Here is a 9,600-nt window from a genome sequence, read left to right on the forward strand (position 1 = left end):
CCCGCGACCCGCTGCACCCGCTCGCATCACCCACGGTCACGGTGAAGTTGAAGGTTCCGGTGGCCGTCGGTGAGCCCGAAAAGGCACCGTTGGCGGACAACGTCATGCCCGGTGGCAAGGCACCGGCGGTGATCGCGAACGATGGCGCACCGAGCGCACCGGTCTGGCTCAGCGACAGGCTGTACGGCTGCCCCCAGTTTGCGCCGGGCAGCGTCGACGGCGTTACCGTGACGACCGGGCACACATAAGGCGAGTACACGACGTTGTCGACGCCGATGTAGTCGGAATTCGATCCGGACGGGCCGGCACCGGTGACGAAATAGCGGAATGCGATGCGGCCCGATGTCGGCGCGGGAAGGCCCGATATCGTGACCGTGTATTGCGTCCACACCGCCGGGTAGACGTTGGTCACGAGCGTCGGGTTGATCGACAGCAGCAGCGTCGAAAAGTCGCCGAACGTCGCCGCCGTCGAACCCACGTTGGTGCTCGCACCGTTCGTGCTCAGGCGCAGTTCGAGGCGGTCGGGAAACTCGGTACCGCCGGCCGGCGTGGTCGGCCTGCGGGTATAGAACTGGAAGACGTCCCCGTTGCGGAACGTGCGGTTGGGCGTGACGAGCCAGTCGCTGATCACGCCCGAGCCGCCCGTCGTCGCGGCGAAATTGGCCGCGATGTACGCGTTCGGCGCCCCGTTGAATGCGTTGAACGGACCCGGGTCGGGTGTCGCGCTCGTGGGTATGCCCTGGTACCAGGAGTTCGGCCCGAGCGGCTGGCTGTTGTTCTGGATCACCCAGCCGCTGCCTGCAAGCAGGCCGACGTTGTCGAAGTCCTCGGTGTAGGCCTGGGCGAAAGCGAGGCCGGAGACGGCGGCGAGCAAAGCGCCCGCGGCGAGCCGGAGGCTCGCGCGGCTCATGCCTGACCTCCGAGGTTCGAAGTTGCGACGCATTGACTGATATGGACAACGGATGCAACGAGCATGAGTGACGCCCCCCGCCTGGAATGTTCGGGCGATGCTGCCTGCAAGTTGCGTGCCGCGTGTGCATTGCGACTTCCGTCGTTCGCACAAGGATCACGTGTTGCTCGTGTGTCGGAGCGACGGAATCGGCGACGCCCTTCGAAGAGCGTAGCGCCCGCGAGGACGCGTGGCGAACCGCGGTAGCGGCCCATGCGCGCACGCCTGGTGCAGTTACCTCACGACGAGGCTAGCAGCCTCTCGAGCCACGCATTGACGTGGACGTCGAGCACGAGATGCACGCGGTCGCTCGCACCCTCATTGCGTACCGAGTGCGGATCGGCGAGGCGCAGGTACCATGCTTCGCCGGGTTGCATCGCGAGCGGCGTGCCGTTGAGCACGAAGGTCACGCCGGGGTTGGTCGTGATCGGCACGTGGATGCGCGCGACGCCGTTCTCGGCCATGAGGTCGTTGTCGCTGTGCTCGTGGATGCGCGAACCCGGCGCCAGGCGCATGAGCCTCGCCACCGTCACGGGACAGTCGAAGCGGGCGATCGCGCGGCGCAGCGTGGGCGCGCGATCGAGCCACGGCGTGTCGACCCATGCGGTGGCCGACGGATCGGAGTAGATCATGCGGATCGGATGCGTCTCGCCCGCGGGCGCGCGCAGCGGCACGACGCTCCAGTCGCCCGCATAGTTCTGCTTGACGAAATGCTCGATCCAGTCGCCACGCTGCAGCGCATCGACCTCCGCCGCCAATGCGGGCACGTCGAACGCGAGCGGCAGCCGAACGCGGTCGGGGTAGCGCGAGGTTCGACGCGCCGTCGCCGTTGGAAGACCCATTGCCCCTGCCCTGCCTGCTTCGTGGCTCCAGCTTCGCATGCCATGCCGACAACAGCCAGAAAGCCGTGAGCGGATCAAGCCGCGCAGCAACGGATCGCCTTGCCGCCGCCGTCACCGAACGCAGCGGCTCCGGCGTTCCACGCGGAAAAAGGCAGGCGCCCCGTTCGGGGGCGCCTGCGCTGCGCATCAGGCCGCCTTCTGTGCCTCGATCTGCGCGGGGGCGCGCGTCGTGCTCGCGCGGTCGCTCTGGATCTCGATGCGGCGCGGCTTGAGCGCCTCGGGGATCTCGCGCTGCAGTTCGATCGTGAGCAGGCCCTTGTCCAGCGACGCGTTTGCGACCTTCACGTGGTCGGCGAGCTCGAAGCGGCGTTCGAACGTGCGACCGGCGATGCCCTTGTGCAGGTACACGCTGTCGGCCGCGGGTTCGGCTTCCCGCTTCGCGCCTGCGACGACGAGCAGGTTCGGGCGGTCGGTCAGGGTGAGTTCGTCGCGATCGTAGCCGGCCACGGCCATCACGATGCGATAGGCATCTTCGCCGACGCGCACGATGTCGTACGGCGGCCAGTTGTCCATCGGCTGCACGCGGCTCGCGCTCTCGAGCGCGTCGAAGATGCGGTCGAAGCCGATGCCGGTGCGGAACAGCGGGGAGAAATCGAGTGTGGTCCTCATAGCCATATCCTCTTTGGTTGCAAGCAACATGGACATGAAGCGGCGCCCGTCACGGCGCCCTCACGGCGGGCCCCTTCGGGCGCCCGCAACGCGCATCTAGGGATCGGCATTCCCGTTTCAAGGGCCCCTGTTCAGCGGCCGTGCGGCTTGCGGAAACGAAAATTCCGGGAACCAATTCCGCGGGACGACGGTCCCTTTTCCCGGGGCCCGTCAGGGCCGTCTTTTCTCCAGCGAACCCGCAGAGGTGCTCATTCATGATCTCTCCCGTCCGCCGTGATCCTTCACAGTGGTGTCTCATGGCCACGCTCGAAGTGGCCGAAGACGCGCCGGACCTGCCGGCGATCCTCGCCGACCTCGATTTCGATTTCCGCCTCGAACCCATTCCTTCGCCGCCCGGCTTTGCCCGGTTCGATCTGCTCGTCAACGCACGCCGTGGCCCGCACCGGCGCGGGCTGATCGCGCACCGGCTGCTGAACGCCTTGCATAGCATCGCCCGCAGTGGCGACTTGCCTGCTTTCCGCATCGTAGCGGGCGAGCGGTGGTTGCATTCGCCGGCGATCGCCGACGACGGCGCGCGTCATCCGGGCATCGAGCAAGGCCGGTCGGAGCCCGCGCAGAGCGAGCGCTGACGCATCAGAACGGAATCGCGAAGTCGCCCCAAACCGGCGTATGACTCGCATCGCCGGGCGCCTGATTCCACGGATAGAGCGCCGGATACGTGAGCAGCGCGTTGCCGTCGTCGACGACCGGGGCGACGTAGATCTGCGTGATACCGCCGCGCCGGGTCGAGGAAAACGTGAGCCAATAGTAGCGGCGTCCACTGCTGTCGCTCGTGGCCGGCGACCAGCGGGGCCAGCTGTTGGTGACCCCGGGGCTTGCCTGCCCCGTGCAGGCCACCGGGTCGTTGGCCGCGATGCGCACGGGCTGGCCGCCGCTCGCGCGGCTCACGTATACCTCGGCTTGCGGGTTGTTGTAGCTGCTCGTGCCCACCGGCGCCCGGTCATAGGCGATGTAGTGGTCGTCGGGCGAGAACGCAGGGTAATACTCGTTGTCCGCACTCGCGACGACCGTCACCGGCGTTCCGCCCGCGCGGTCGTTGTAGGGCACGACGCGGATGTCACCATTCGTGACCGTGACGCCGAGCGCGACGGGGTCGGGCGTTGACACGTACACGATGTCGTCGCTCGTGTGCGCAAAGGACGCGGATGCCGCGTTGGCGGTTTCACCGGCGCGCGCGACGATGCCCCAGCCTGTCCCCTGCGCGGCCGACGCCGCCTCGAGATCGGTCCAGATGATGTTCGACTGGTACATCGTGAGCGCGATGCGGTCGCCGCTCGTCCAGTGCTGCGCGGAGAACGACGGCGCGTCCTGATCCGGGCGTGCCATCAAGGTTTGCGCGCTCGCGCTGATGAACGATGGCGTGAGGTGCTGGCCGTCGGCGGAGAGCAACGCGAGACCCGGGCCACCACCCGGGCCGGCCGAGAACCCGACGAACGCGCCGTCGGGTGTCGCCGCGTGGCAACCGAAGCAGCCTCCGCTCACGTCCGCCGCGCCGAAGATGTCCTTGACCGTCTCGTCGCCGATGCGGAAGCCGCGCGTGAGCGCGCCGCCCGGCGCACCCGTCCAGTAGACGATCGCACCCGATGCCGGCACCGGCGCGATGCGGACGGCGCCGGTCGACCCGCTTTCCGGGCCACTGGTCAGGCTGCCGGACGCATACGTCGCACCACGCACGCTCACCGTGATCGCGCGATCGACCGTGTGCTGCGTCAATGCCGTCCAGATGTTCGCGGGCATCGTCCACGACGACGCGGTCGTGTAGACGACCAGCGCATGCGCCTGGTTTTGCGCGGTGAGGCGCAGTTCGAACAGGTTCTCGCCGCCGGCGGGTATCCAGGTGAAGCGAGGGCGCTGCCAGTTGTTCGGGAAGAGCGTGCCGACCGCGGGATCGGCAAGGCACGGCCCGCCGCCCGGCGCGCCAGGGACGCCGAACAACGTCGGCGAATCCGCGGGAGCACCCGCATCGATGATCGGATCGGGCGGGAAATCATGGAACTCGAACCCGTCGGCGAAGATAGGGTCCAGCGCATACGCGGCCCGCCCGAACGCGAATGCCGCAACCAGGACGACGATGGATCGATGCATGGCGTGCCTCCGTGCCGATCACTACGCGGAAGGAAGACAGAACACGCCAGGCGCCGGCATGCCGGTCTCGGAACCGGCAACGTATGCGCTCGGCGTCGCCGATCAGGACGACCGCCGGCATCCTAGCGCGGTGGCCCGCGCATCGCGAGCGACACGCACCGGCGTCCACGACGGTGGTGTTGGTCGGGGAACCTGCCGCCGGCCGATATCCGGAGCCGACCGGCAGCCGCTGCGTGTCGACGCGAGGTCCCCCGATTGCCGGCCGGCGATGGGTTCGGCCCGCGCGTCGCATTCATGGCCGGTGCATTCGCGCACGGCAGAGTGTTAGGCCCCATCCGAAGGAGACCCCTCATGGCCAACGAAGAAGCGACGGGCAAGACACAAGGAGAACTGCTCGAGCGTGCGTGGACGATCGCGCGCAAGAACCGCAGCGCATTCCTGGCGACGGTGGACGAAACGCGCCCGCACCTGCGCCCGATGGCGGTGACGGTCGAGGAGGATGCGCGCGCGCTGTATTTCCTCACGAGCAAGGACTCGTCCAAGATCGACCAGATCGCACGTTGCTCCGAGGTCGTCGTCGCGTTCGGCGACGAGGGTTCGAACGAGTACGTGACGTTCACGGGCCAGGCCATCGTCAGCAACGATCGCGCGAAAATCAGGGAACTCTTCGGCGTCGCCGCGAAGGCCTGGTGGGACGACGCGGACGATCCGGAGATCCGCGTGATCCAGGTCTCCCCGAACCATGCCGAACTGTGGGATGGGCCGAACCGCCTCGTCGCAGCGACGCTCATGCTCGCGGCAGCCGTGACGGGGGCGAAGCCGGCGATCGGCGACCACGCCAACGTCCCCGTCGCGTAGCGCGCTCGGCCACGTCGCGCCGCCGGCGCCAGCGCATGGACGACGACCTCCTCGTCGCGAGTCCGAACGGGCTGTACTGCCCCGCGGGCGACTTTCATATCGACCCGTGGAAGCCGGTCGCGCGCGCGGTCATCACGCATGGTCACGGCGACCACGCGCGCGAAGGCATGGGTGAATACCACGTCGTCGACGAAGGCCTGGCGATCCTCGAATGGCGGCTCGGCGCTCAGGCATACCGCGTGCACGCGTACGACGAACCGTTCGACATCGGCCGCGTACGCGTGTCGTTCCATCCGGCGGGACACGTGCTGGGTTCGTGCCAGGTGCGCATCGACGACGGACGGCGCGTCTGGGTCGCCTCGGGCGACTACAAGCGCCAGCACGATCCGACCTGTCGCGCGTTCGCCGTCGTCCCCTGCGACGTATTCGTCACGGAAGCGACGTTCGGCCTGCCCATCTACCGCTGGCCAGACACGCGCGACGTGGCACGCGAGATCGTCGCCTGGCGCGACGCCTGCGCGGCCGAGGGCGAGGCGGCGATCCTCTATTGCTACGCGCTCGGCAAGTCGCAGCGCCTTCTCGCCGAACTCGCGGCGATCATCGACCGGCCCGCGTTCGTGCACGGTGCGATCGAACCCGGCGTCGCCGTTTACCGCGACGCCGGCGTGCCGCTGCTCGCGACCGAGCGCGTCGCCGACACGGCGAAAGGCCGCGACTTCTCCGGACAGCTCGTCATTGCGCCGCCCTCCGCCGCGGGCAGCCCGTGGATCCGTCGCTTCCGTCGCGCGCAGCAAGGCTTCGCGTCGGGCTGGATGCGCATCCGCGGCAATCGACGCCGCCGCAACCGCGACCGTGGCTTCGTCGTCTCCGACCATGCCGACTGGCCCTCGCTCCTGCGCACGATCGAGGAGACTGGCGCGCGCCGCGTGATCGCGACGCACGGCAATACGGACGCGCTCGTGCGCACTTTGCGCGAGCGCGGCATCGACGCCGGCACGTTCGCGACGCAGTACGGCGGTGACGACTGATGCGCCGGTTCGCCGAGCTCTACACGACGCTCGAACGCAGCACCGCCACCGGCGATCGACGCGCAGCCCTCGTCGCGTATTTCCGCGAGGCCGCGCCGGGCGACGCCGCGTGGGCCCTGCTGCTCCTCAGCGGCGGCCGCGTCGGCGGCGCGAAGCAACGCATCGCCAATGCGCGCGAGCTGCGCGAATGGATCGCCGAAGAAAGCGGCACGCCTTCCTGGCTCGTCGACGAGTGCTACGACGCGGTCGGCGATCTCGGGGAGACCCTCGCGCTCCTGCTCGACGACCCTGCGCAGCGCGCCGCCGATGTTCCGCTGTCGGAATGGATCGAGCAGCGCCTGTTGCCGGTCGCCAATGCGGACGAAGCGGCGCGCCGCGCGGTCGTCGTCGAGGCATGGCGCACGCTGCCGTTCGCGGAGCGCTTGTTGTTCAACAAGCTCCTGACCGGTGCGTTGCGCGTCGGCGTATCGCAGGGCCTCGTGCAGCAGGCACTCGCGGAGGTTGCCGGCATCGACGTCGCGCTGATTGCCCAACGCATGCTCGGCGCCTGGGAACCCGGCGCCGAGTTCTTCGAGCGACTCCTCTCGCGCGAGGCGCTGCCCTCCGACCGCGCCTCGCCGTTCCCGTTCTTCCTCGCCTCCCCGCTCGAGGCGGAGCCGGAGTCGTTGGGCCCGGTCGACGACTGGCTTGCCGAATGGAAATGGGACGGCATCCGCCTGCAACTGATCCGTCGCGACGGCGAGGTCGCGCTGTGGTCGCGCGGCGAAGAGCGCCTCGATGGCCGCTTCCCGGAACTGGAAGCGATGGCGCTGCGATTGCCCGGCGACGTGGTCGTCGACGGCGAACTCGTCGCCTGGCGCGATGGCCCGACACCGCTACCGTTCGGCGCGTTGCAGACGCGCATCCAGCGCAGGAAACCCGGGCCGAAGATCCTCGCCGATACCCCGGCGCGGATGATCGCCTACGACCTGCTCGAGAAGGCGGGCCAGGATCTGCGCGCGCTGCCGCTTGCGGAACGTCGTCGGCGTCTCGCGGCTGTCGTCGAAGCGACCGACGATCCGCGCTTCGCTTTGTCACCCTCGATCGTGTTCGACGACTGGGACGCCGCGCGCGAGGCCCGCGCGACCGCGCGTGAGCGCGGCGCCGAGGGACTCATGCTCAAGCGCCTTGCTTCGGTGTACCAGGTGGGGCGGCGCCGCGGCGACTGGTGGAAGTGGAAGGTCGATCCGCTGACGATCGACGCAGTGCTCATCTACGCGCAATCGGGCCACGGCCGGCGCAGCACGCTCTATACCGACTACACGTTCGGTCTGTGGGACGGCGACACGCTCGTCCCGGTCGCGAAGGCGTACTCGGGGCTCGACGACGCGGAGATCCTGCGGCTCGACCGCTGGATCCGCGCGCATACGCTCGAACGTTTCGGGCCGGTGCGTTCGGTGCAGGCCGAGCACGTCTTCGAACTGGGTTTCGAAGCGGTCAACCGCTCCACGCGGCACAAGTCGGGCGTCGCGGTGCGCTTTCCGCGCATCCTCCGCTGGCGCACGGACAAAAAGTTCGGCGACGCGGATCGCCTCGATACATTGAAGGCGCTGGCGCAATGAAATCGGCCAGGCGCGGACCCGCGTCCGGCACCGGTGCGCACGCGGTACGACACGCCGCTCGCCGACGGGTTCGCCACGCGCGTATGGCGGCCCGCGCCGTTCCAGCGCGAGGTCTGGCGCCGCTGCGACGCGGCGGATCCGCACTCGTCGTCACCCAGTTTCGGCGGTCGACCCCGTGCTTCGCCGTCGGCGACCGGGAACTCGTCCTGCCCGCGTTTTCGGCCTTCACCGTCGGTCATCCGCTCGCGCGCAGCGACGGCGGGATCGCCTGCATCGGCGATGGCATGCTGCCGAACCTGCGCTGAGGCATCCCGCTCCGGCGGCAGCACGCCGCCGAGTGCGCGATCTCAGTAGGCCGTGTGCAAGGGCAGCTCGTTGAGCCTCGTCCAGAACTCGCCCACGGTGCGGACGGCCTGTGAGAACATCTGTGCGTCGGTCGGTTTCACGACGTAGGCATTCGCGCCGAGGTCGCGGCTCTGGGTGATGTCCCGTTCCTCGCTCGACGAAGTCAGGATCACCACGGGAATCTGCCGGGTGTAATCGCTCTCGCGAATCGTGCGCAGCACTTCGAACCCGTCCATGAGCGGCATCTTGATGTCGAGCAGGACCAGGGCCGGCGCCTCGTCGGAGCGGCCGGCATACCGATTGCGGCGGAACAGGAAGTCGACCGCGTCCGCGCCGTCTTCCACGCGTTCCACCGGGTTCGGCGCGCCGACCTCGTGCAGCGCCTCCTGGATCATTTCCGCATCGAACCGGTCGTCTTCGACGACGAGGATGGGGCGGTAGCCTGGTTTCATCACGGTCGATTGCCTCCGGGCAGCCAGCCTGGCGCCGCGCGGACGGCGCAGCACGTGCATCCACCTTAGCCGCTCGAGCCGCGTGCGTCATCCGTCGACAGCGGCGGCGCTTATCTGCGTTTCAGCTTGCGAGGCTTCGCGCCCGCCCCTGCGACGACGGGCGGTTCAGCGTGCCTCGAAATACGTGCCACGATCGAGGATCTCCTCGTCCACATTCGCGAAGCGGCAAGGCAACGCGTCCGCGTTCTCCCAATCGGGGCCGGCTTGCAACTGGTAGTGAAGGTGCGGCGCATTGGTGTCGCCGGAGTGGCCGAGCTTGCCGAGCACCTGGCCCTGCGCGACGCGATCGCCCTTGGCCACGCGCAGCGAGCCGGCCATGAAGTGCGCGAGCAGGCTGAACTCGCCGTGGCCGTGGTCGATCACGAGGTGGTTGCCCGGATCGCCGCCCCCCTGCTTCTGGAACTCGGGTGCGAAATACGCCGGATCGCTGGTGTCGCCGACCGGCTGGTCCGGCCGATCGCCGCGCAATGCGACGACGACGCCCGCGGCGGGCGCGATCAATTCGCGGCCCCAACCGGGGTAGTCGCTGTTCGTCTTGCCGTCGCCCGGCGCGCACACGGACCACGCCGCATCGGTGCCCATCGCATCGATCGCGAATTGCCCGCTGCGATTGCGATGACCGCCGTTCGCGGCGCCCGCCTGCAGCACGAC

11 protein-coding genes are annotated in these 9,600 nt (G+C 68.7%); 5 read left to right on the top strand and 6 right to left on the bottom strand.

The features are described 5' to 3' along the window. The 3 genes from ACTHK2_RS11810 to ACTHK2_RS11820 form a co-directional block, all read right to left on the bottom strand. On the bottom strand, positions 1-910 hold a 910-nt coding region (locus tag ACTHK2_RS11810), incomplete at its 3' end, for a choice-of-anchor J domain-containing protein (RefSeq protein WP_440245912.1). Positions 911-1,188: 278 nt separating this feature from the next. Next, the gene (locus ACTHK2_RS11815; protein WP_440245913.1) at positions 1,189-1,791 is read right to left on the bottom strand and encodes an aspartyl/asparaginyl beta-hydroxylase domain-containing protein; all 603 of its coding nucleotides are present in this window, start codon (positions 1,789-1,791) and stop codon (positions 1,189-1,191) included. A 186-nt stretch (positions 1,792-1,977) separates the two neighbouring features. After that, the gene (locus ACTHK2_RS11820; RefSeq protein WP_440245914.1) at positions 1,978-2,460 is read right to left on the bottom strand and encodes an Hsp20 family protein; all 483 of its coding nucleotides are present in this window, start codon (positions 2,458-2,460) and stop codon (positions 1,978-1,980) included. A 296-nt stretch (positions 2,461-2,756) separates the two neighbouring features. Between ACTHK2_RS11820 and ACTHK2_RS11825 the strand changes: the two genes are divergently transcribed. Then, positions 2,757-3,089, top strand: a complete 333-nt coding sequence (locus ACTHK2_RS11825) for a hypothetical protein (protein ID WP_440245915.1) — start codon at positions 2,757-2,759, stop codon at positions 3,087-3,089. 4 nt (positions 3,090-3,093) lie between these two features. On the opposite strand, the gene ACTHK2_RS11830 is transcribed toward ACTHK2_RS11825, so the two are convergent. Beyond that, positions 3,094-4,605, bottom strand: coding sequence for a TolB family protein (locus ACTHK2_RS11830; RefSeq protein ID WP_440245916.1), 1,512 nt, complete (start codon positions 4,603-4,605; stop codon positions 3,094-3,096). A 351-nt stretch (positions 4,606-4,956) separates the two neighbouring features. Between ACTHK2_RS11830 and ACTHK2_RS11835 the strand changes: the two genes are divergently transcribed. From ACTHK2_RS11835 to ACTHK2_RS11850, 4 genes are all read left to right on the top strand, one after another. After that, on the top strand, positions 4,957-5,463 hold the full coding sequence (locus tag ACTHK2_RS11835) for a pyridoxamine 5'-phosphate oxidase family protein (protein ID WP_440245917.1): 507 nt from the start codon (positions 4,957-4,959) through the stop codon (positions 5,461-5,463). A 35-nt stretch (positions 5,464-5,498) separates the two neighbouring features. After that, a complete protein-coding gene (locus ACTHK2_RS11840; RefSeq protein WP_440245918.1) occupies positions 5,499-6,491 on the top strand; it encodes a ligase-associated DNA damage response exonuclease in 993 nt (330 codons plus the stop codon). Continuing rightward, on the top strand, positions 6,491-8,092 hold the full coding sequence (locus ACTHK2_RS11845) for an ATP-dependent DNA ligase (RefSeq protein WP_440245919.1): 1,602 nt from the start codon (positions 6,491-6,493) through the stop codon (positions 8,090-8,092). Before ACTHK2_RS11840 ends, ACTHK2_RS11845 begins: the two co-directional genes overlap by 1 nt. Positions 8,093-8,175: 83 nt before the next feature. Then, positions 8,176-8,397 (top strand): hypothetical protein, encoded by a 222-nt coding sequence (locus tag ACTHK2_RS11850; RefSeq protein ID WP_440245920.1) that lies wholly within the window; start codon positions 8,176-8,178, stop codon positions 8,395-8,397. A gap of 42 nt (positions 8,398-8,439) precedes the next feature. Here the strand turns inward: ACTHK2_RS11850 and ACTHK2_RS11855 are convergent, their stop codons facing one another. Together ACTHK2_RS11855 and ACTHK2_RS11860 are read right to left on the bottom strand one after the other, a co-directional pair. Beyond that, positions 8,440-8,943, bottom strand: coding sequence for a response regulator (locus tag ACTHK2_RS11855; protein ID WP_440245921.1), 504 nt, complete (start codon positions 8,941-8,943; stop codon positions 8,440-8,442). Between the two features lie 111 nt (positions 8,944-9,054). Further along, the coding region (locus ACTHK2_RS11860; RefSeq protein ID WP_440245922.1) for a M23 family metallopeptidase at positions 9,055-9,600 on the bottom strand (546 nt) is incomplete at its 5' end.

The organism is Dokdonella sp., from assembly GCF_051958935.1.
Classification (GTDB): domain Bacteria; phylum Pseudomonadota; class Gammaproteobacteria; order Xanthomonadales; family Rhodanobacteraceae; genus Dokdonella_A.

Bases quoted from the DNA above. Each gene is read 5' to 3' on its own strand.
- ACTHK2_RS11815 (WP_440245913.1), bottom strand. From the start codon at position 1,791: ATGGGTCTTCCAACGGCGACGGCGCGTCGAACCTCGCGCTACCCCGAC.
- ACTHK2_RS11820 (WP_440245914.1), bottom strand. From the start codon at position 2,460: ATGAGGACCACACTCGATTTCTCCCCGCTGTTCCGCACCGGCATCGGC.
- ACTHK2_RS11825 (WP_440245915.1), top strand. From the start codon at position 2,757: ATGGCCACGCTCGAAGTGGCCGAAGACGCGCCGGACCTGCCGGCGATC.
- ACTHK2_RS11830 (WP_440245916.1), bottom strand. From the start codon at position 4,605: ATGCATCGATCCATCGTCGTCCTGGTTGCGGCATTCGCGTTCGGGCGG.
- ACTHK2_RS11835 (WP_440245917.1), top strand. From the start codon at position 4,957: ATGGCCAACGAAGAAGCGACGGGCAAGACACAAGGAGAACTGCTCGAG.
- ACTHK2_RS11840 (WP_440245918.1), top strand. From the start codon at position 5,499: ATGGACGACGACCTCCTCGTCGCGAGTCCGAACGGGCTGTACTGCCCC.
- ACTHK2_RS11845 (WP_440245919.1), top strand. From the start codon at position 6,491: ATGCGCCGGTTCGCCGAGCTCTACACGACGCTCGAACGCAGCACCGCC.
- ACTHK2_RS11850 (WP_440245920.1), top strand. From the start codon at position 8,176: ATGGCGGCCCGCGCCGTTCCAGCGCGAGGTCTGGCGCCGCTGCGACGC.